General features: G+C 71.3%; 22 protein-coding genes. 16 read left to right on the top strand and 6 right to left on the bottom strand.

Features of this window, described 5'->3' with window-relative positions:
- Window positions 1-46: 46 nt before the first annotated feature.
- Genes OHB41_RS33505 through OHB41_RS33515 form a run of 3 tightly spaced genes read left to right on the top strand, consistent with a single transcriptional unit; the run spans window position 47 to window position 2,516 of the window.
- The gene (locus OHB41_RS33505; protein ID WP_266702138.1) at window positions 47-634 is read left to right on the top strand and encodes a DUF5998 family protein; all 588 of its coding nucleotides are present in this window, start codon (window positions 47-49) and stop codon (window positions 632-634) included.
- Entirely contained in the window at window positions 634-1,821 is a 1,188-nt protein-coding gene (locus OHB41_RS33510; RefSeq protein WP_266702140.1) for an alkaline phosphatase family protein, read from the top strand. Before OHB41_RS33505 ends, OHB41_RS33510 begins: the two co-directional genes overlap by 1 nt.
- A 47-nt stretch (window positions 1,822-1,868) precedes the next feature.
- Window positions 1,869-2,516, top strand: coding sequence for a thymidine kinase (locus OHB41_RS33515; RefSeq protein WP_266702142.1), 648 nt, complete (start codon window positions 1,869-1,871; stop codon window positions 2,514-2,516).
- A 97-nt stretch (window positions 2,517-2,613) separates the two neighbouring features.
- Here OHB41_RS33515 and OHB41_RS33520 read toward each other — a convergent pair whose 3' ends face one another.
- On the bottom strand, window positions 2,614-3,417 hold the full coding sequence (locus OHB41_RS33520) for a VOC family protein (protein WP_266702144.1): 804 nt from the start codon (window positions 3,415-3,417) through the stop codon (window positions 2,614-2,616).
- A gap of 324 nt (window positions 3,418-3,741) precedes the next feature.
- Here OHB41_RS33520 and OHB41_RS33525 point away from each other — a divergent pair, with 324 nt between their 5' ends.
- On the top strand, window positions 3,742-4,593 hold the full coding sequence (locus tag OHB41_RS33525; protein ID WP_266702146.1) for a sulfurtransferase: 852 nt from the start codon (window positions 3,742-3,744) through the stop codon (window positions 4,591-4,593).
- Between the two features lie 140 nt (window positions 4,594-4,733).
- On the opposite strand, the gene sepH is transcribed toward OHB41_RS33525, so the two are convergent.
- Window positions 4,734-5,816 carry a septation protein SepH gene (gene sepH, locus OHB41_RS33530; protein WP_266702148.1) on the bottom strand — a complete coding sequence of 361 codons (1,083 nt, stop codon included), beginning with the start codon at window positions 5,814-5,816 and terminating at the stop codon, window positions 4,734-4,736.
- 522 nt (window positions 5,817-6,338) lie between these two features.
- Here sepH and OHB41_RS33535 point away from each other — a divergent pair.
- Window positions 6,339-7,061 (top strand): hypothetical protein, encoded by a 723-nt coding sequence (locus tag OHB41_RS33535; RefSeq protein ID WP_526024993.1) that lies wholly within the window; start codon window positions 6,339-6,341, stop codon window positions 7,059-7,061.
- Here OHB41_RS33535 and OHB41_RS33540 read toward each other — a convergent pair.
- On the bottom strand, window positions 6,985-8,304 hold the full coding sequence (locus OHB41_RS33540; protein WP_266702153.1) for an FAD-linked oxidoreductase, L-gulonolactone oxidase family: 1,320 nt from the start codon (window positions 8,302-8,304) through the stop codon (window positions 6,985-6,987). The two genes, OHB41_RS33535 and OHB41_RS33540, sit on opposite strands and share 77 nt — an antisense overlap.
- Complete coding sequence (locus OHB41_RS33545; protein ID WP_266702155.1) at window positions 8,264-9,502, bottom strand: MFS transporter; 1,239 nt, start codon at window positions 9,500-9,502, stop codon at window positions 8,264-8,266. The genes OHB41_RS33540 and OHB41_RS33545 overlap by 41 nt, the downstream gene beginning before the upstream one ends.
- Window positions 9,503-9,678: 176 nt before the next feature.
- Here OHB41_RS33545 and OHB41_RS33550 point away from each other — a divergent pair, with 176 nt between their 5' ends.
- Entirely contained in the window at window positions 9,679-10,806 is a 1,128-nt protein-coding gene (locus OHB41_RS33550) for a ferrochelatase (protein WP_266702157.1), read from the top strand.
- Window positions 10,807-10,998: 192 nt separating this feature from the next.
- Window positions 10,999-11,814, top strand: a complete 816-nt coding sequence (locus tag OHB41_RS33555) for an inositol monophosphatase family protein (RefSeq protein ID WP_266702159.1) — start codon at window positions 10,999-11,001, stop codon at window positions 11,812-11,814.
- A gap of 97 nt (window positions 11,815-11,911) precedes the next feature.
- Here the strand turns inward: OHB41_RS33555 and OHB41_RS33560 are convergent, their stop codons facing one another.
- Window positions 11,912-12,085 (bottom strand): hypothetical protein, encoded by a 174-nt coding sequence (locus OHB41_RS33560; RefSeq protein ID WP_168530603.1) that lies wholly within the window; start codon window positions 12,083-12,085, stop codon window positions 11,912-11,914.
- Window positions 12,086-12,500: 415 nt separating this feature from the next.
- Between OHB41_RS33560 and OHB41_RS33565 the strand changes: the two genes are divergently transcribed.
- The 4 genes from OHB41_RS33565 (at window position 12,501) to OHB41_RS33580 (ending at window position 16,067) form a co-directional block, all read left to right on the top strand.
- Window positions 12,501-13,154, top strand: a complete 654-nt coding sequence (locus tag OHB41_RS33565; protein ID WP_266702162.1) for a response regulator transcription factor — start codon at window positions 12,501-12,503, stop codon at window positions 13,152-13,154.
- Window positions 13,155-13,159: 5 nt separating this feature from the next.
- Complete coding sequence (locus OHB41_RS33570) at window positions 13,160-14,392, top strand: sensor histidine kinase (RefSeq protein WP_266702164.1); 1,233 nt, start codon at window positions 13,160-13,162, stop codon at window positions 14,390-14,392.
- Window positions 14,393-14,785: 393 nt separating this feature from the next.
- Window positions 14,786-15,082 (top strand): DUF4193 domain-containing protein, encoded by a 297-nt coding sequence (locus tag OHB41_RS33575; RefSeq protein WP_003997302.1) that lies wholly within the window; start codon window positions 14,786-14,788, stop codon window positions 15,080-15,082.
- A 13-nt stretch (window positions 15,083-15,095) separates the two neighbouring features.
- A complete protein-coding gene (locus tag OHB41_RS33580) occupies window positions 15,096-16,067 on the top strand; it encodes a hypothetical protein (protein ID WP_266702166.1) in 972 nt (323 codons plus the stop codon).
- Window positions 16,068-16,197: 130 nt separating this feature from the next.
- On the opposite strand, the gene OHB41_RS33585 is transcribed toward OHB41_RS33580, so the two are convergent.
- On the bottom strand, window positions 16,198-16,659 hold the full coding sequence (locus OHB41_RS33585) for a DUF3093 domain-containing protein (RefSeq protein ID WP_266702168.1): 462 nt from the start codon (window positions 16,657-16,659) through the stop codon (window positions 16,198-16,200).
- A gap of 58 nt (window positions 16,660-16,717) precedes the next feature.
- Between OHB41_RS33585 and OHB41_RS33590 the strand changes: the two genes are divergently transcribed.
- From OHB41_RS33590 to OHB41_RS33610, 5 genes are all read left to right on the top strand, one after another.
- Window positions 16,718-17,302 carry a PaaI family thioesterase gene (locus tag OHB41_RS33590; RefSeq protein WP_266702170.1) on the top strand — a complete coding sequence of 195 codons (585 nt, stop codon included), beginning with the start codon at window positions 16,718-16,720 and terminating at the stop codon, window positions 17,300-17,302.
- A complete protein-coding gene (dut, locus tag OHB41_RS33595; protein WP_153288141.1) occupies window positions 17,299-17,814 on the top strand; it encodes a dUTP diphosphatase in 516 nt (171 codons plus the stop codon). Before OHB41_RS33590 ends, dut begins: the two co-directional genes overlap by 4 nt.
- A 1-nt stretch (window position 17,815) precedes the next feature.
- Entirely contained in the window at window positions 17,816-18,577 is a 762-nt protein-coding gene (locus OHB41_RS33600) for a DUF3710 domain-containing protein (protein ID WP_266702174.1), read from the top strand.
- Window positions 18,578-18,855: 278 nt separating this feature from the next.
- Complete coding sequence (locus tag OHB41_RS33605) at window positions 18,856-20,070, top strand: alginate lyase family protein (protein WP_266702177.1); 1,215 nt, start codon at window positions 18,856-18,858, stop codon at window positions 20,068-20,070.
- Between the two features lie 84 nt (window positions 20,071-20,154).
- Window positions 20,155-20,847, top strand: a complete 693-nt coding sequence (locus tag OHB41_RS33610) for an ABC transporter ATP-binding protein (RefSeq protein WP_266702179.1) — start codon at window positions 20,155-20,157, stop codon at window positions 20,845-20,847.
- Window positions 20,848-20,970: the final 123 nt, after the last annotated feature.

Genomic DNA, 20,970 nt, shown 5'->3' on the forward strand with positions numbered 1-20,970 from the left:
CACGAGCGGTGCCTCGCAGTCAGTGGGCCCCCGTAGGATGGACGTCATGGCCAAGACCAGTACGACGACCCAGGGGCTGCGAGCGGCGATCGAGCGCAGCGGCTACTACCCGGCCCTCGTGGCCGAGGCGGTGGAGGCCGCGATCGGCGGCGAGACCATCCGGTCGTACCTGGTCCACCAGGAGACGACGTTCGACGCCAACGAGGTGCGCCGGCACGTCACCGTGCTCGTGCTGACCGGCAACCGCTTCATCGTGAGCCACACCGACGAGCAGAACGCGGACACGACCTCGCCGACGCCGTACGCCACCACGTCGACGGAGTCCGTGAAGCTCGGCCGGATCTCGTCGGTCGTGGTCAGCCGTGTCGTCGCCAACCCCGAGTCGTACGCGCCGGGCACGCTGCCCCGTGAGGTCGTCCTGACCATCGGCTGGGGCGCGGTCGCCCGTATCGACCTGGAGCCCGCGGCCTGCGGCGACCCCAACTGCGAGGCGGACCACGGCTACACCGGCAATTCGACGGCCGACGACCTGAGCCTGCGCGTCAGCGAGGCGGGGGACGGCCCGGAGACGGTCCGCCAGGCCCTGGCCTTCGCGCAGTCCCTCTCCGAGGCGACCGCGGACCCCACGCGCTGATGGCCCTCTCCACCTGGGAACACCCGGAACCCCTGGCCATCGGGTCCGCGCCCGTCCCCGAGTACGGCGCGGGATCGCTCGCGGACCTGCTGCCCACGCTCGCCGCGGGCATGTCGGTACCCGGCATGACCGCCGCCATACCGGAGCTGACCGGCGCCGACCGCAACTGCGTCTTCCTGATCGACGGTCTCGGCTGGGAGCAGCTGAAGGCACACCCCGACGAGGCCCCCTTCATGGCGTCGCTCCTGGCGTCCTCCCGGGGCGGCACCGGACGGCCGATCACCGCCGGCTACCCGGCGACCACCGCGACCTCCCTCGCCTCCGTCGGCACGGGCCTGCCGCCCGGCGCGCACGGCCTGCCCGGGTACACCGTGCGCAACCCCGGGACCGGCGAGCTGATGAACCAGCTCCGCTGGACCCCGTGGACGCAGCCGCGCACCTGGCAGCCGCACCCCACGGTCTTCGAGCTGGCCGACGCGGCCGGAGTGCACACCGCCCAGGTCTCGTCCCCCGCCTTCCAGAACACCCCGCTCACCAAGGTCGCGCTGAGCGGCGGCACCTTCCACGGCCGGCTGACCGGCGAGGACCGCATGGACTTCGCGGCCGCGCAACTCGCCGCGGGCGACCGCTCGCTGGTCTACACGTACTACGCCGAGGTGGACGGCAAGGGCCACCGGTTCGGTGTCGACTCGGACCCCTGGCGCGGCCAGCTGATGTACGTCGACCGGCTGGTCCAGCGTCTCGCCGAGCAGCTGCCGCCGCGCTCCGCGCTGTACGTCACCGCGGACCACGGCATGATCGACATCCCGTTCGACGAGCAGCACCGCATCGACTTCGACGAGGACTGGGAGCTGCGTGCCGGGGTCGCCCTGCTCGGCGGCGAGGGCCGGGCCCGGCACGTGTACGCGGTCCGGGGCGCCGAGGCGGACGTCCTGACCTGCTGGCGGGAGGTGCTCGGCGAGCAGTTCTGGGTGGCCTCGCGCGACGAGGCGATCGCGGCGGGCTGGTTCGGACCCCATGTCGACGAACGGGTGTACGCCCGTATCGGCGATGTCGTCGCGGCGGCCCGGGACGACGTCCTGATCATCGCGACCGAACGGGAGCCGAACGAGTCCGCGATGGTCGGCAACCACGGTTCCATGACACCGGCGGAACAGCACGTCCCGCTCCTGGAAGTACGTTCCTGACCCTCTCCGTCCTCCCCCCCTTCTCGCCGAAAGGTGCTCAACTCCCCATGCCCGAGCTGGTGTTCTTCTCCGGAACGATGGACTGCGGGAAGTCGACGCTGGCTCTGCAGATCGAGCACAACCGTTCGGCCCGGGGCCTGCAGGGCATGATCTTCACGCGCGACGACCGCGCGGGCGAGGGCAAGCTCTCCTCACGCCTGGGTCTGGTCACTGACGCGGTGGAGGTCGCCGACGACCAGGACCTGTACGCGTACCTCGTCGAACACCTCTCGCAGGGCGGCCGCGCGGACTACGTGATCGCCGACGAGGCCCAGTTCCTGGCCCCCGGGCAGATCGACCAACTGGCCCGTGTGGTCGACGAACTGGACATCGACGTCTTCGCGTTCGGCATCACCACCGACTTCCGCTCCAAGCTCTTCCCCGGCTCGCAGCGCCTGGTGGAGCTGGCCGACCGGGTGGAGGTCCTCCAGGTCGAGGCCCTGTGCTGGTGCGGTGCCCGTGCCACCCACAACGCCCGCACGATAGGCGGCGAAATGGTCGTCGAGGGCGCCCAGGTGGTCGTCGGCGACGTCAACCAGGCGGAGAACGTGGGCTACGAGGTCCTGTGCCGTCGCCACCACCGCCGCCGGATGACGGCGGCAACCGCCCGCGCGGGCGCCCTCTCCCCGGACGTGCTCCCGATCGCCTCCGTCTGACCTCGTCGGGGTCGCCTCCGCGGGCCGTCCACCGGAGCGTCCGGCCGTCCACCGGAGCGTCCGGCCGCCCGATGAACCGTCCGCTCCGGCGGGCCCGTCAGCGGTCGGTGTGGATGACCGAGAACACCGCGCCCTCCGGATCCGCCACCGTGGCCACGCGCCCGTAGGCCGAGTCGTGGGCGGCCCTGAGGACGTGCCCGCCGAGCTCGGCGACCTGGGTGGTGGCGGCGTCGACATCCGTGACCTCGAAGTACGTCAGCCAGTGCGGCCCGCGATCGCGGGGCAGGCCGTGACCGACGCCGTGGATGCCCGCGACCGCGCGACCGCCCGACTGGAGGGTCACATAGTCGAAGTCGGCCGAGACGACGGGCTCCAGCTCGTGCCCGAAGACCCCCTGGTAGAACTTGACGACACTCTCGGTGTCGCGGGTCACCAGCTCGATCCACGCAGGTGTGCCGTGCACCCCGATGATCCCGGTGCCCAGATGGGCCGCCGCCTGCCAGATCCCGAAGACGGCGCCGGTCGGGTCCAGACCGATCGCCAGCCGCCCGGCATCGCCCGCGTCGAGCGGACCCACACCCACGGTGCCACCGCAGTGCCGTACCGATTCGGCAGTCTGGTTCACGTCGTCCGAGGCGAAGTACGGCGTCCAGGCGATCGACAGATGCTGGTCGGGCGGCATCTGGCCGATGCCCGCCACCTCGTGACCGTCCAACAGGGCCCGCGCGGAGGGGCCGAGCTGCCGCGGGCCCGGTTCGAACTCCCAGCCGAACAGCTCTCCGTAGAACTCCTGGGTCGTGTCCATTGCGTGCACCATCAGGCTCACCCAGCAGGGAACGCCGGGCGCGTGCCGAGTGTGCGTTGTGCCGTTCAGGCCGGCCGGCCCCCGTGCCTCGGTCATCGTCACTCTCTTCTCGGCCACTCGCGGTGGCCGTTCACCTTCCGCCTACCAACACGCGTACCGCAGCCGCGCGCGTGCACGCCCCGTGTCGATGCTCGCACTACCCGTCACCCTGCGCGCCCTGGCCGCACCGTCATGTCGCGGTCCACTGCGGGAGGATGCCCGATGTGCCGTTTCCCGTCCGTTTCCGCACCATTGCCGCAGGGTGTCCATCGGCTGTACAGCACGTGCCCGATCCCGTACGCCTCGTGATCGGACCTGTCCGGCCGAGCAGAGTAGCCGGAGCTGGACGCCGGGGCCACCCCGTACGCGAGGATGGTGGCCATGAACGCCATCATCTCCGCCTCCGAACTCGCGAGCGATCTGGCGGGACCGAACCCGCCGGTCGTGCTCGACATCCGCTGGCAGCTCTCCCTGGCCAAGGCCGACGGGGCCGCGCCCTTCGACGGCCGGGCCGCCTACGAGGCAGGCCACATCCCAGGTGCGGTCTACGTCGATCTGGACACCGAATTGGCCGGAAAGGCGGGTGACGCCGGCCGTCATCCGTTGCCCGACCCCGAGGTCTTCGGCGCGGCGATGCGGGCCGCCGGCGTGTCCGAGGACCGCGATGTCGTCGTGTACGACGGCGGTGTCGGTTGGGCCGCGGCGCGCGCCTGGTGGCTGCTGGGCTGGACGGGTCACCCGTCGGTGCGTGTGCTGGACGGCGGCCTGGCCGCGTGGAGCGGGCCGTTGTCCACCGAGGTCCCCCCGCCCGCCGCCGGAAGCTTCGTCCCCGTGCCGGGAGCCCGTTCGCTGCTGGACGCGGACGGAGCCGCGGCGCTCGCCCGCACGGGGCTGCTGCTCGACGCGAGGGCGGGTGAGCGCTACCGGGGCGAGGTGGAGCCGATCGACCCCGTGGGCGGTCACATCCCGGGCGCGGTGTCCGCGCCGACCACGGAGAACGTCACGGAGAGCGGGGAGTTCAGGCCCGCCGCCGAGCTGGCCGACCGCTTCAAGTCCCTGGGGGTGACCGGCACTTCGGAGGTCGGCGTCTACTGCGGCTCGGGCGTCTCGGCCGCTCACCAGGTGCTGGCGCTCGCCGTCGCGGGCATTCCGGCCGCTCTGTACGTGGGTTCGTGGTCGGAGTGGTCCCGGGACGGGAACCGTCCGGTCGCCGTGGGGCCCGACCCCCAGTGACGACGACGGGGCCCGCACCGATCCGGACGCTGATCCGGTGTGGGCCCCGTCGCTCGTACGAGTGACCGGCCGAGCGGCCGGTGGTCGCGTTCCGGCCGCGTCCGGACTCCCGTCCCGCCGCTTCAAGCCGGCTTCTTCATTCAGTCCTGCTTCTTGCGCCGGGTGCCGAAGACGATCTCGTCCCAGCTCGGTACCGCCGCTCTGCGGCCGGGGCGGACGCCGTCGGCCTCGGCCTGGCGGTCGGTCGCGCCGACCAGACGGTCGCGGTGGCTCCCGACCGAGCGGGGCATCAGGACGTCCGCGTAGGCGGAACCGGCGCCGGCCGAGGCGGCGGGAGCCGGGGGCTCCTCCGTCTCGGGCTCCGGGGCGGGCTCCTCCGCGGGCGGGAGTTCCGTGGTGGAGGCCCGCTCGGGCACCACCATGTCGCCCCGGAAGCTGGGCACCGCCTCCAGGAGGCTGGTGAGCGAGTCGCGGTCGCCCGCGCCCTCGTCGACCGGCTCGGACGGCGGCAGGCTCGGCCGCTCCATCTGCCGGTCCAGGGCGCGGTCGAGCGGACGGTCCCGGGGCAGCCGCGCGATGCGCGGCACGAACGGGAAGCTCGGCTCGGGCGCCGCGAGGTCGTCGGACTCGCCGATCAGCGAACGCGCCTCGTCGTCGACGGCCTGGACGAGCCGCCGGGGCGGGTCGTACGTCCAGCTCGCCGAGTGGGGTTCGCCCGCGACCAGGTAGACCAGCAGGACTTCCCAGGTGCCGTCGTCGCGACGCCACGAGTCCCACTGGACGGTGTCCTTCTCGGCGCCCCGGATCAGCAGGCGCTCCTGGACCGCCTCTCCGAGCTGGGGTCCGGCGTTCTCGCCGGGGCGGCGGACGGGAGTCTTCCGGGCACGTTCGGCCATGAAGGCGCGCTCGGCGAGCACGGGGCCCTCGAAACGGCGCACCCGGTCGACGGGGATTCCGGCGAGCTGGGCGACTTCCTCCGCGGAGGCGCCGGCTCGTATCCGCGCCTGGATGTCGCGGGGGCGGAGATGGCTCTCCACCTCGATCTCGATCTGGCCGAGGCGGGGACGGTCGCCGCGGACGGCGGCGCGCAGACGCTCGTCGATCGGAAGCGTGTACTCCGTGCTGTCCGCAGCCTTCAGCACCAGCCGTGTGCCGTCGTTAGAGACGGCCACGACACGCAGTTCCGGCATGGGGACCTCCCGGGTGGTGCCTGCCGACGTCACGTGCGTCGCTGCTTCCGCTAGTCGAGTGTGGCCTGCCCGGGTGCAGCCTGCCACAACCTTGCCGAGTTGCCCGGCGTGTCGGGCACGGGCCCGGGGTCGCCGTTATGGCACGGTTACCTATTCGCAACGCTAAGTGACGAACTCCATCACCCTGTGCAACGAGCCCCCTCCCGGCGGTCCTGTCAGGCCCCGGACACCCTGGCGGGAGTCCGGACCCAGGGCTCGCAAGAGTACTCCATTCGGGCCATGTGCGTGGATCGGCACGCCGCCCAACTTCTAGCGGGGGGTGGTAGTTGGCCGCCCGATGCGCCGTATTCGTGGCCATGAAACGTGGCGTACTTCACGTAAGCGGCGGAAACGGAACTAAAGGTTTCCTTCAGCCGTCCTTTCTCCTGCAGTAGGTCGACCAAGTACGGGAAAGGCAGGCAAGGTCCGGGTATGCGTGGAGTGCCGGGTTCCGGAGAAGATCCGAGTGCCGCAGCGGGGGCCGGGAGGAAACGGCTGGATCTGAGCCTTCCGCAAGTGGCGGGCAGCGCGGTGGCGGCCGTGGTGGCCGCGAAACTCGCCTCCTACTTCGGTGTCTACGGGACGATCCTGGGCGCGGGCCTGGTCAGTGTCGTCGCCACCTGCGGCGGCACGGTCTTCCAGCACTTCTTCAAGCGCACCGGCGAGCAGATACGCGACGTGGGCGTCCAGGCGAAACCGGTGCGGCCCGGCGTCCGGCCCACACCGGTACCGGGGGAGTTCGCCTCGGCCGTGCCGGGGGAGTTCGGCGCGGGGACGGTCTACCGCGCCCGGGTCAGGAGCTGGAAGCGGCCGTTGGTCGCGGCGGCGCTCGTCTTCGGCGTCACCATGGCGGGCGTGACCACGTACGAAATGGCCTCGGGTCAGAGCTTCAGCGGGGACGGGAAGAGCACCACCGTCGGTGACGCCTTCACGGGGAGCGGCCCCGGCAACGGCCCGTCAGGCAGGGGCCCGGACTCCACACCGGAGTCCGGCACTCCCGGTACGACACCCCCCACCGGCTCCTCCCGGCAGCCCTCGAACCCCGGTTCGGATGACGGCTCCGGCACGACGGGCGGCGAGGACGGGGTGACGACTCCCACGCCGACGCCGAGTTCCAGCGCCGACCCGCAGTCACCGGAAGGGACCCCGACGCCGAGCGCGTCTACGAGCCCAGCACCCGACGCAGGTAGTCATTCCCGAAGCGCCGATCCGGATCCAGCCGATCCCGCAACGCCGTGAACTCGCCGAAGCGCGGGTACACCCCGGAGAAGTACTCCGCGTCCCGCGTGTGCACCTTGCCCCAGTGCGGGCGGCCTTCATGCGCCGTGAAGATCCGCTCGGCCGCGGTGAAGTACGCCTGGTAGGGCGTGCCCCGGAACATGTGTACGGCGATGTAGGCGCTCTCCCGGCCGGACGCGGTGGACAGTGTGATGTCGTCCGCGGGGGCGGTGCGCACCTCGACGGGGAAGCTGACCCGCAGGGGGGAACGGTCCACCATCGCCTTCAGCTCGCGCAGTGTGTCGACGAGGGCCTCGCGCGCGACCGCGTACTCCATCTCCACGAAGCGCACCCGGCGCGGGGAGGTGAAGACCTTGTACGGGATGTCGGTGTACGTCCGCGCGGAGAGCGCGCGGCTGGAGATCTTCGCGATCGCCGGGATGGTGGCGGGCGCGGCGCGGCCGAGCAGATTGGCCACCTGGAAGACGCCGTTGGAGAGGAACTCGTCCTCGATCCAGCCGCCGAGCCGCCCGACGGGCCGCTCGGGACCAGCACTGCGGTTGTTGCGCTTGGTGTTGCAGTTGCCGGTGTGGGGGAACCAGTAGAACTCGAAGTGCTCGTTCTCGGCGAACAGTTCGTCGAAGTCGGCGGTGACCCGGTCGAAGGTCATCGGCTCCTCGCGGGCCGTGAGCAGGAACAGGGGTTCCACGGAGAGGGTGATCGCCGTGACGATCCCCAGGGCGCCTATGCCGACCCGGGCGGCCGCGAAGACCTCGGGGTTCTCCTTCTCGGAGCAGGTCAGGACCGCGCCGTCCGCGGTGACCAGCTCAAGGCCCTTGATCTGGGCGGCGATCGAGGCCGAGTCGCGCCCCGTGCCGTGCGTTCCGGTGCTGGTCGCCCCCGACACCGTCTGTTCCATGATGTCGCCCATGTTCGTGAGCGACAGTCCCTCGCGCGCGAGCGCCACGTTGAGACGCTTGAGCGGGGTGCCCGCCTCGACGGTGACGGTGCCGGCCTCGCGGTCGAGGGCGCGGATGCCGGTCAGCAGCTGAGGGCGGATCAGCACGCCGTCGGTCGCGGCGGCGGCGGTGAAGGAGTGCCCGGTGCCGACGGCCTTCACCTTCAGGCCCTCGTCCGCGGCCGCGCGTACGGCGGCGGAGAGCTCTTCGACCGAGGCGGGGGTGACCTCCCGTACGGGACGGGCGGTGACGTTCCCCGCCCAGTTACGCCACGTGCCGCTCTTCCCGCTCACTGTGGTGCTCATGGGTCCCCTCCCGCTGCGGAACCGGCCTGTTCAGCCGGCGATACCCGAGGAAACCGACCGCGACCGCGACGGCCCCGGACACCGCCGGAACCCCGTACCCGGCCTTCGCGCCGGCGGCGTCGATCACCCAGCCGGCCACGGAGGAGCCGAGCGCGACCCCGACCGCGAGTCCGGTGCTCACCCAGGTCATGCCCTCGGTCAGTTTCGCGCGTGGTACGTGCTGCTCGATGAGGGACATCGTCGTGATCATGGTGGGAGCGATGGACAGTCCCGCAACGAACAGCGCCACGGCCAGGAACGGCAAGTTTCCGACCTGTAGGAGGGGGATCATACTCACGGCCATCGCGCATATGCCCAGCAGCCACCGCGCTTCGGGCGCCCCCTTGAACTGCAGCAGCCCGAACACGGCCCCCGCCAGGCAGGAGCCGGCCGCGTACAGCGCCAGGACGACGCTCGCGGCACCCTTGTGCCCCTGTTCCTCGGCGAAGGCCACGGTGACCACGTCGACGGCTCCGAAGATCGCCCCGGTCGCGACGAAGGTGGCCACCAGGACCTGGAGTCCGGCCGAGCTCAGCGCCGAGCCGCGGCTGTGCTGCTCGCGCGGATGGGGCACGGGTTCGGTGGCCCGCTGGGCCGTCAGCCAGAAGACACCGGCCGCCAGGAAGCAGGCCGCGAGCAGCGGGCCGGCCTCGGGGAACCACACCGTGGACAGACCGATCGAGAGGATCGGTCCGACGATGAAGCAGACCTCGTCGACCACGGACTCGAAGGAGTACGCGGTGTGCAGCCGCGGGGTGTCCCGGTAGAGCGCGGCCCAGCGGGCCCGGATCATCGCGCCGATGCTGGGCACGCAGCCGATCCCGGCCGCGCAGAGGAACAGCACCCAGTCCGGCCACTCGTAGTGCGCGGTGAGCAGCAGCCCGGCGGACGCGGCGAGCGCGAACAGGGTGACGGGGCGCAGCACCCGGCGCTGCCCGTACCGGTCCACCATCCGGGAGACCTGTGGACCCAGCGCCGCCGCCGCCAGCGCCATGGTCGCCGACAGCGCGCCGGCGAGCCCGTAGCGCCCGGTGAGCTGGGAGATCATCGTCACCACGCCGATGCCCATCATCGACAGCGGCATCCGGCCGAGGAAGCCCGCGGTGGAGAAGCCCTTGGAGCCGGGGGCGGCGAACAAGGCGCTGTACGGGCTGGGCACAGGGTGTCTCCGGTGGGCTCGGCCCGGCCACCCGGTCACCGCGGGCGTCCGAACTCCGGTAAGGCGTGAAGGTAGCCGATACAGCTTACGGGTTAGGTGACCCTAATGCACTCCTCAGGTCCGCCCCGCCCGTGGCCGATGTCCGGCCGTCAGCTGCGGATGGCAGGATCGGACGCATGCCAGATGCGCTCGATGCCCACCCCTACGACGCCCTGCTCCTGCTCTCGTTCGGCGGCCCCGAAGGCCCGGACGACGTGGTTCCGTTCCTGGAGAACGTGACGCGCGGGCGAGGCATCCCCAAGGAACGGCTCAAGGAAGTGGGCCGGCACTACTTCCTGTTCGGCGGGGTCAGCCCCATCAACGACCAGAACCGTGCCCTGCTCGACGCCCTCCGCAAGGACTTCGCGGAGCACGGCCTGAACCTCCCCGTGTACTGGGGCAACCGCAACTGGGCGCCCTACCTGACCGACACCCTGCGGGAGATGGTCGCGGACGGCCGCCGCCGCGTCCTCGTCCTCGCCACCAGCGCCTACGCCTCGTACTCGGGCTGCCGCCAGTACCGCGAGAACCTCGCCGAGTCCCTGGCCGCGCTGGAGGCCGAGGGCCTGGAGCCGCCCCGGGTGGACAAACTTCGGCACTACTTCAACCACCCGGGGTTCGTGCGCCCCATGGTCGACGGCGTCCTGAAGTCCCTCGCCGAGCTGCCCGCGGACGTACGGGAGGGGGCGCACCTCGCCTTCACGACCCACTCGATCCCGGACGCGGCGGCCGACACCTCCGGCCCCGCCGAGGACCACGGCGACGGCGGCGCCTACGTCGGGCAGCACCTGGACGTGGCACGGCTGATCGCGGACGCCGTGCGCGAGGAGACCGGGATCGAACACCCCTGGCGGCTCGTCTACCAGTCGCGCTCCGGGGCCCCGCACATCCCCTGGCTGGAGCCCGACATCTGCGACCACCTGGAGGAGCTGCACGGCGCCGGGGTACCGGCCGTCGTGATGGCGCCCATCGGGTTCGTCTCGGACCACATGGAGGTGCTGTACGACCTCGACACGGAGGCCACGGCCAAGGCGGCGGAGCTCGGGCTGCCGGTGCGCCGCTCGGCGACCGTCGGTGCCGACCCCCGGTTCGCCGCGGCGATCCGCGACCTCGTACTGGAACGCGCCGCGACCGAGAACGGGCGGCGGCCGGCCCCCTGCGTCCTCGGCACCCTCGGTCCGAGCCGGGACCTGTGCCCGGTGGGCTGCTGTCCGGCCCGCGCCCCCAAGCCCGCCGCCGCGGGCGCCGACAGCCCGTACGCCTAGGGGTGTCGCTTCGATCAGGCCGGCGTCGCGCGGTGCGGCACACGCATCCGCCGCGCCGCCGACCTCGCCGACGCTCAGCGTCGACTCCCTCCTCCGCCTTGCAGCCGCACCCACCACACCCCGCTCGGCTCGGCCACAGGCACCGCTTCCCCCAGCCCGCCTGATCCGAACGACACCCTTCAGAGGAGCCCCGTGATCGAGCCCCTGCACACCGAACTGCTCCAGCTCGCGCACGACGCCGCCCGCCGTGCCGGCGAGCTGCTGCGCGACGGGCGCCCGGCCGACCTCACGGTCGCCGCCACCAAGTCCAGCCCGATCGACGTCGTCACCGAGATGGACATCGCCGCCGAGAAGCTGATCACCGACCTGATCGCCCAGCACCGCCCGCACGACGGTTTCCTCGGCGAGGAGGGCGCCGCCAGCGAGGGGACCAGCGGCATCCGCTGGGTCGTGGACCCGCTCGACGGCACGGTGAACTACCTCTACGGGCTGCCGACCTGGGCGGTGTCCATCGCGGCCGAGCAGAACGGCGAGACCGTCGTCGGGGTCGTCGCGGCACCGATGCGCGGCGAGACCTACCACGCGGTGCGCGGCCGGGGCGCCCGGGCCACCGGCGCCTGGGTCGGCGAGCGCCGGCTGACCTGCCGTCCCTCGCCTTCCCTGGACCAGGCCCTGGTCTCGACCGGCTTCAACTACGTGAGCGAGGTCAAGGCCCACCAGGCCGACGTCGCCCAGCGGCTGATCCCGCTGCTGCGCGACATCCGGCGCTCCGGTTCCGCGGCGGTCGACCTGTGCGACGTCGCGGCCGGTCGCCTCGACGGCTACTACGAGCGCGGCCTCCACCCCTGGGACCTCGCGGCGGGCGACCTGATCGCCCGTGAGGCGGGCGCCCTGACCGGTGGACGCCCCGGGGAGCGGCCCGCGCGCGAGCTGGCGGTGGCGGCCTCACCGGGCGTCTTCGAGCCCCTCCAGCGGCTCCTGGAGGAGTTCGGCGCCTGGCACGACTGACGGCGTCCGAGCGACCCGGGCGCCGTCCCCGCGACGGCGAACGAAGCGGGGCCCCGGTACTGGATCGACACCGGGGCCCCGCTCGCGTACGAACTGATCAGACGCGCGTCGCGCCGACCTCCACACCGTGCTCGGCGGCGAGGCGACGCAGGTCCTCGAGCTCGGCCTGCTCGACCTCCGCGAGGAAGTCGTCGCCCGTCTCGCGAGCCCGCGTCAGGTCGGACTCGGTCGCCTTTATGCGCTGCAGAAGTCCTGCGGTGAATGCGTCCATGCTGCGCCCCCTCGTCCTGGGTCGTGGGTCGATGGCACGGGGGTGTGCCGTTGGGAAGGGGCGATCACGTCTCCAGAGGGTGCCCAGCGCTGCCCGGGCTGGGCGGCGACGGTGCCGGACACCCACGCCCGCTCTGCGGAAGCGGTTGGACGTACCACTAGGTGGCTTGCCACATGCAGAGCGTGATCGCGGGGTGTAAAGCCGTCCTCCCCCCGCTCTCTTCCGTGGAAACCTCAACCCGACGAGAAAATCTCGCATTCCCGGGGCCCCGGACCGCCGCACCGGGCGCCCTCTCACCCGCCTTACAGCCGGTTTATGGCCGAAAAAGGCAGGATGGAGGTCTTACCCGAGACGGACCCCCACCCGCGTGTGCCGAGGAGGCGCTACGCGGGTGGACAGAGGAAGGACAAGCGACGTGCGCGTACTCGTCGTCGAGGACGAGCAGCTGCTCGCCGATGCGGTGGCCACCGGACTGCGCCGGGAGGCCATGGCCGTCGACGTCGTGTACGACGGCGCGGCCGCCCTGGAGCGCATCGGCGTCAACGACTACGACGTGGTCGTCCTCGACCGCGACCTCCCGCTCGTGCACGGGGACGACGTCTGCCGCAGGATCGTCGAGCTGGGCATGCCCACCCGCGTCCTGATGCTGACCGCCTCCGGCGACGTCAGCGACCGGGTCGAGGGCCTGGAGATCGGCGCCGACGACTACCTCCCGAAGCCCTTCGCCTTCAGTGAGCTGACGGCACGCGTGCGTGCCCTCGGCCGCCGTACGAGCGTGCCGCTGCCGCCCGTCCTGGAGCGCGCCGGGCTCAAGCTCGACCCCAACCGCCGCGAGGTCTTCCGTGACGGCAAGGAGGTCCAGCTCGCGCCCAAGGAGTTCGCGGTCCTGGAGGTGCTGCTGCGCAGCGAGGGCGCCGTCGTCTCCGCCGAGCAGCTCCTGGAGAAGGCCTGGGACGAGAACACGGACCCCTTCACCAACGTCGTGCGCGTGACTGTGATGACCCTGCGCCGCAAACTCGGCGAGCCCCCGGTGATCGTCACCGTGCCCGGCTCCGGGTACCGGATCTGACCGCGGTGGCCACGACGCCCGCGCCTTCGACGGCGCCTCCGAAGCCCACCTGGGACCCCCGGCGGGCGGAGCCTCCGTTTCCCTGGCTGCGCCCGACCATCCGCATACGGCTCACACTGCTGTACGGCGGCATGTTCCTGATCGCCGGCATCCTGCTGCTGTCGATCATCTACCTGCTCGCCGCACAGGCACTGAACGTGGGCAGCGAGCTTCCGTTCAGGATCATCTCGGGCCAGGTCGGAAGCAGCATCTGCAACTTCCCGTCCGCGCCGTCGCAGAACGAGCTCAACACCGCGATGAACGCGTGCGCCAACCGGCAGCGCCAGCACGCTCTGGACGACCTGCTCAGCCGTTCCCTGCTCGCGCTGCTCGGCCTCGCGATCATCGCCTTCGCCTTCGGCTACGCGATGGCGGGCCGGGTGCTCTCGCCGCTCGGGCGGATCACCCGCACCGCCCGCGCGGTGGCGGGTTCGGACCTGTCCCGGCGGATCGAGCTGGACGGCCCGGACGACGAGCTGAAGGAGCTGGCGGACACCTTCGACGACATGCTGGAGCGGCTCCAGCGCGCCTTCACCGCCCAGCAGCGGTTCATCGGAAACGCCTCGCACGAACTGCGCACCCCGCTCGCGATCAACCGCACGCTCCTGGAGGTCCATCTCTCCGACCCCGGCGCGCCGGTCGAGATGCAGCAGCTCGGCAAGACCCTGCTCGCCACGAACGAACGCAGCGAGCAGCTCGTCGAGGGCCTGCTGCTGCTCGCCCGCAGCGACAACCAGATCGTGGAGCGCAAGCCCGTCGACCTGGCCGAGGTCGCCTCGCAGGCCGTGGACCAGGTGCACGGCGAGGCCGAGGCCAAGGGTGTGCGGATCCACGGGGAGCGCGCCGCGGCGGTCGTCCAGGGCAACGGCGTCCTGCTGGAGCGGATCGCGCTGAACCTCGTCCAGAACGCGGTGCGGTACAACGTGCCGGAGGGCGGCTGGGTCGAGGTCACGACCCAGGTCCAGCACGGTCACGCGGTCCTGCTGGTCTCGAACACGGGACCGGTGGTTCCCGCGTACGAGATCGACAATCTTTTCGAGCCTTTCCGGCGGCTGCGCACGGAGCGCACGGGGAGCGACAAGGGCGTGGGCCTCGGCCTGTCGATCGCCCGGTCGGTGGCCCGTGCCCACGGGGGCCACATCGCCGCGGAGCCGCGTGAGGGAGGAGGTCTCGTGATGCGAGTCACCCTTCCGATCTGAGAGCATGACCCCCACACGCGAGGATGTTCGCTTTGCGCGGAATTTTCTGGTCGCCCATTCGGGAGGCCCGTGTGTGATCGATCACAAGGGCGATATTCCGGCCATCTACTCTCCGTGGTCGCGCAAGCTGCCGGAAAGCCGGGAAAATCCGGGTTTTCGGGGGTCTTGATCACGGGAAGTACACGGTGGGACGCCTTTGAAGTGCGACCTTCAGACCGTGTACGGTCCGCATCGCCATCCAAGCCGATCACTCTTCAGGAGTCCGGTTGGGTGTCGATTGAGTAACAGACCTTGATGTGAGGCAAAATCTCCGCCTCAGGTCGGGCACAAGTCCGGCCTCTCACGCGTTACGTGCGCTGGAGACACCGCAGACACCCAGAGGGGGAGAGCGACATGGCAACGGATTACGACACCCCACGCAAGACCGACGACGACGTCGACTCGGACAGCCTTGAAGAACTGAAGGCTCGCCGGAACGACAAGTCCACGTCGTCCGTCGACGTAGACGAGTTCGAGGCCGCAGAAGGCCTGGAGCTGCCCGGGGCCGACCTCTCGAACGAGGAGCTGGCCGTCCGGGTACTGCCCAAGCAGCAGGACGAGTTCACTTGCATGAGCTGCTTCCTGGTGCACCACCGCAGCCAGCTGGCCCGCGAGAAGAACGGTCAGCCGATCTGCCGCGACTGCGACTGAGGCAGGGTCGGCCGTGACTGGCTCGACCCCTCCTTGGAAGCGCCGCTTCCCCCACAGGGACGCGGACGAAGGGCCGTCACAGGGCCCTGAAGGCGCGCGTGACGACGAGCGGGGCTCTTCCCGACCAGGATCAGCCTCGCTCGACCCGGCGCCCGCCACAGCGCCGACAGGCGCCTCCACGCAGGCCGGTGACCCATCGCCGGCCGACACCCCCGCACCGGGTGAGGACCAGGTGCGGACGGACGCCCCCGCGCCCGCCGCCGGCGGCCGTGCGGCGGCCGTTCGAACCGGGGTCATGAAGGGCGTCCGCAAGAGCGGCAGCAAGGCCAGGGCGGGCCTGGCCTACCTCGCCGACCGGATCATCGACATCGCGCCCCGTGTCCCTGTACGGGACCTCGCGACCCTTCGCGGTCAGTTCCCCGGCATCGGTGCCGAGGAGCTCGCGGACAAGCTCGTCGCGGGCGCGGCCAACGCGACGTCCACGGTGGGCGCCGGAATCGGCGCGGCCGCCATGCTGCCGGTACCGCCCGCGATGCCCACGGAACTCGCCGCCGAGATCACCGGGGTCGCCGCGATCGAGCTCAAGCTGATCGCCGAGCTCCACGAGGTCTACGGCCTGCGACCGCCGGGCACCCTGCCTCAGCGCAGTACCGCCTACCTGAACTCGTGGTCCTCCGAGCGCGGGATCGACGTGACCAAGCCGTCGACCCTCAACGCCGCGCTGGGCGGCCAGATGAAGCGCGAGCTGCGCCAGCAGATCATGAAGCGCACGGTCCGCGACCTGCCGAACCTGATGCCGTTCATGGTGGGCGCAGCGGTCGGGGCGGTCATGAACCGCCGGGACACCAAACGCCTCGCGGCACGCATCCGCAAGGACCTCCGCAGAAACCAGGTGCCCTGGGACCAGCTGCCCGAACTGCCGCCCCTGGAGAAGCCGGCGGATCCACTGCGGATGGGGGAGATCCCCAAGGAGCTGGGGCCCTGATCGGACCGGCAGCGCCCGGATGTGCCGCGTCGGTTCCGGTGCTGCTCCGCTCCCGGTGCCGCTCCGGGGTCCGGCGTGGCCCGCACCCCGGCGGAGGTGACGCCGCGCGTGCCCCCGCGCGGGCGCGGGACTAGGCCGACGTCCGCGCCGTCTCCAGGGCCGCCCTCAGGCGCTCCGGCTCCCGCGTCGACAGGTACAGGTACGGGGTCGGGTCGGCCGGGTCGGTGACCTGTACGCGCAGGGCCGTGGGGATGTAGGACCGCAGAAGCATGAAGGCGCGCGTGTCCGCCTTGTGCGTACGCCAGGCGCGCGCCTCCTCCTGGTCCAGGATCTCGGCGTCGCCCAGGGCGGCGACCGGGATCCTGGCCTCACCCGCGATCAGTGAGTCACCGACGACACGGATGCGGACCGAGCCGTACGAGCTGGCCACGACGGCCGAGACCGCGGTGCCGCCGACCAGCCCGCCCAGCAGGGGCAGCGTCCCGAAGGGGAGGAAGACCAGGGCCAGCGCGACCCCGACCAGGAAGCAGACCGCCCACCAGCTGCGGGGTGCGGTGAGGCGTTCTTCGTACGGGGAGGCGGAGAGCTGCATGAGGCCAAGCTTGGCACGGTGCGTACGCCCCGCCGACGCGCGGGTAAGGTCTGCGGCTGTGAGTGGTACTTCCGCAGCTCTGAAGCCTCCCCCCGACGCCGTCGTGCCGGTGCGGCACCCCGACGCGCCCGCCCCCGGCGAGCTCCTCGGCGCGCACTACGAACAGTGTTTCGGATGTGGCGGGGAGCAGCCTCACGGACTGCATCTCGCGGCGCGTGCCGGTGAGGGCGTCACCATCACGGCGGAGTTCACCGTACGGCCCGCGCACCAGGGTGCTCCCGGGCTCGCGCACGGAGGCGTGCTGGCCACGGCGCTCGACGAGACGCTCGGGTCGCTCAACTGGCTGCTGCGCGTCGTCGCCGTCACCGGCCGTCTGGAGACCGACTTCGTGCGGCCGGTCCCCGTGGGCACCGTGCTGTACCTGGAGGCCGAGGTCACCGCGGTGGCCGGCCGCAAGATCTACTCGACCGCCACCGGCCGGATCGGCGGGCCCGAGGGGCCCGTGGCGGTCCGCGCGGATGCCCTCTTCGTCGAGGTCAAGGTCGACCACTTCATCGACAACGGCCGCCCGGAGGAGATCCGGGCCGCCATGAACGATCCGGACCGGAACCGCCGTGTCCGTGCCTTCGAGGTGAACCCGTGACCCGTCATCCCGTGGACGTGCTGATCCGGCGCGTAGATCCGGAAGTTCCGCTGCCCGAATATGCGCATCCCGGTGACGCCGGTGCCGATCTGCGCACCACCGAGGAGCGTGAACTGAAGCCGGGTGAACGTGCCGTTCTGCCCACCGGAGTGTCCATCGCACTGCCGGAGGGGTACGCGGCCTTCGTGCACCCGCGTTCCGGGCTCGCCGCCCGCTGCGGTGTCGCCCTCGTGAATGCCCCGGGGACGGTTGATGCCGGGTACCGTGGGGAGATCAAGGTGATCGTGGTGAATCTCGACCCGTACGAGTCCGTGCGGTTCGAGCGCTTCGACCGGATTGCCCAACTGGTCGTCCAGCAGGTCGAGAAGGTCCGCTTCCACGAGGTGGCGGAGCTTCCCGGCTCGGCGCGGGCCGCAGGGGGCCTCGGGTCCACCGGCGGTCATGCCGCCGTGGGCGGCACAACGGGTGGGAATCGATACGCTTCGGTCGTATCCGACCGGGAAGGACAGTGACGTGTTCGGACGTCGCAAGAAGGGCAGTGCCGCCGAGGACGCGGCGGGCGAGGCCGAGCAGGTCGTCGACGGAGTCGACACTGAGACGGACGAGGCGGAGCGGGAGCGCGTGAGGCTCGAGCCGGAACCGCGACCCGACGGACCCTGGGACGACTCGGAAGTGCGGGACCCCGCCGAGGGCCGTGTGGACCTGGGTGGTCTCCTGGTCCCCGGAGTCGACGGCATGGAGCTGCGGGTCGAGGTCGCGGGCGACGCGATCGTCGCGGCCACCGTCGTCCTCAAGGACAGTGCCGTGCAGCTGCAGGCCTTCGCCGCTCCCAAGCGCGAGGGCATCTGGGGCGAGGTGCGCGAGGAGATCGCCTCCGGCATCACCCAGCAGGGCGGTGTCATCGACGAGGTCGAGGGCCCGCTGGGCTGGGAGCTGCGGGCGCAGGTGCCGGTGCAGCTGCCGGACGGCACGGGCGGTTTCCAGGTCGTGCGGTTCGTCGGTGTGGACGGCCCCCGCTGGTTCCTGCGCGGAGTGATCTCCGGGCAGGGCGCGGTGCAGCCGCAGGCCGCGGGGTTGCTGGAGCAGATCTTCAGGGACACGGTCGTCGTGCGCGGCGAGGGCCCGATGGCCCCCCGTGACCCGATCGTCCTGAAGCTGCCGGACGACGCGCAGATGGTGGCCGAGGGCGTCCAGCAGGAGGAGCAGGCCGGTTCCCGCTTCTCCGGCGGCATGGGGCAGCTCCAGCGCGGACCGGAGATCACCGAGGTCCGCTAGCCGCCGCGCTCGCCGAGAACGTACGAAAGGGCCGCATCCCCGGCAGGGGGTGCGGCCCTTTCTCCGTGTGCCGGCGCGGGCCGTCCGCGCACAGCTGTCCGTGGGTGCATGGACACCCCCTTGCGGCGGGTTCTCAAGTTCTCATCCATGAACGGCAGTTGAACTGCGCGTCTTTCTCCAGCCCTTGACGGAAGCCTGGTCCGTACCTATGGTCACCGGCCAGCGCGCGTGTTCAGAAACCAGTGTGTCGTTCACATACGAGAACGGATGTCCCCCACATGCTTGACGCCCCCGCACGTCATCGCCGCCGGCCACGCACCGCCCTCCTCGCCGTCGCCGCGACGGCCGCCCTGGTCTCCGGCCTCCTCACCTGGCCCGCCGCCCACCGCGCCGACGCCGCCCCCGCCACCTTCACGCACCCCGGAGTCACCGTCTCCAAGGGGCAGCTGGACTTCGCCCGCACCCAGGTCAACGCCGGAGCCCAGCCCTGGAAGGGCGCGTACGACCAGATGACGGCGAGCAAGTACGCCTCGCTGACACGCACCGCCAAGCCCCGCGCGACCGTGGAGTGCGGCTCGTACTCCAACCCCAACAACGGCTGCACCGACGAGCGCGAGGACGCGATCGCCGCGTACACCGACGCCCTCGCCTGGTACATCACCCGCGACGACCGGTACGCGAAGAAGTCCATCGAGCTGATGGACGCCTGGTCGGCCGTCATCAAGGAGCACACCAACAGCAACGCGCCCCTGCAGACCGGCTGGGCCGGCTCCTCCTGGCCCAAGGCCGCCGAGATCATCAAGTACACCTACACCGGCACCTGGGCCGACTCCGGGCGCTTCGCGACCATGCTGCGCAACGTCTACCTGCCCGAGGTGATCAACGGCTCCAACTCCAACGGGAACTGGGAGCTGTCGATGATGGAGGCCGCCGTCGGCATCTCCGTCTTCCTGGAGGACAAGACCTCGTACGACAAGGCCATGGCGAAGTTCCGGACCAGGACGGCCGCCTACGTCTACCTCGCCTCCGACGGCGCCCTGCCCAAGACCGTGCCGAGCCAGAACCTCGACACCAAGGCGAAGATCGTCAGCTACTGGCAGGGGCAGTCCACCTTCGTCACCGGGCTCACCCAGGAGACCTGCCGCGACTTCACGCACACCGGATACGGCATCTCGGCCATCTCGCACATCGCCGAGACCAGCCGCATCCAGGGCGCGGACCTCTACGGCACCGACGTCGGCGAGCGACTGCGCCAGGCGCTCGGCTTCCAGTCGAAGTACCAGCTGGGCGAGGCGGTGCCGAGCTCGCTGTGCGGCGGTTCCCTCACCCTCGGGCTCGGCCCGGTCACCGAGGTCGGCTACAACGCCCTGCACAACCGGCTGGGCATCGCCATGACCAACACCCAGAAGCTGACCGAACAGAACCGGCCGTCCGGCAGCAACAACCTGTTCGTCGCCTGGGAGACTCTGACCCACGGGGACAACCCCAGCTGACCCGCCACCCCGTCCGGGCACACGGTGCGACACCGCGCGCCCGGACGTCCTGCCGGGGCGGCGGCAGGCCGGTACGGGAGGGGCATGAGCCAGGTCGCCACGGACACCGTGGTGCGCGTGGAGCACGTGCACCACACGTACGGCAGCGGTGCCGCCGCCGTGCACGCGCTGCGCGGTGTCTCCTTCGAGGTGCCGCGCGGCGAGCTCGTCGTCCTGCGGGGCCGCCCCGGGGCGGGCAGGAGCACCCTCCTCAACCTCATCGGCGGCCTCGACGAGCCGGACGCCGGGCGGATCACCGTCGACGGGCTGGAGCCGGCCGCCCTGGACGAGGACGCGCTGCTGGAACTGCGCCGGGACCGGATCGGCTTCCTGCTCCCGTCCGCCGGACTCGTCCCCCTCCTCACCGTCGCCGAGAACGTCGCCGTGCCGCTGCGGCTGAGCGGGGCCCCGGAGCGTGAACACGCGGACCGCGTCGAGCGGCTGCTCTCCCTCGTCGGCCTGGCCGGTCACGCGGCATCCCGGCCCGGGGCACTGTCCGCCGGACAGCGGCGCCGAGCGGCCCTCGCGCGCGCCCTCGTCCACCGCCCCGCGCTCCTCATCGCCGACGAACCCACCAGCCGGCTCGACGCCGAAACCGGCCTCGGCCTTCTGGAACTGCTGCACGACGTCGTCCGCCGCGGACACGTGACCGCCCTGGTCGCCGCACGTGACGCCGCCCCGGCGGGCCCGGCCGACCGGGTGCTGGAGCTGAACGACGGAAAGCTCGCCGCGCGCTGACCCCGACCTGCGCATCAGGGTTGCGTCAAAGACGGCCACCCCTCGACCTCGCGCCCCATTTGTCGTAATTATGGGCCGTAAGGTCGACGCAGCGTACAGAGCTTTGACAGGAAGACAATGGGG

Source organism: Streptomyces sp. NBC_01571 (genome assembly GCF_026339875.1).
Taxonomy (GTDB): Bacteria; Actinomycetota; Actinomycetes; order Streptomycetales; family Streptomycetaceae; genus Streptomyces.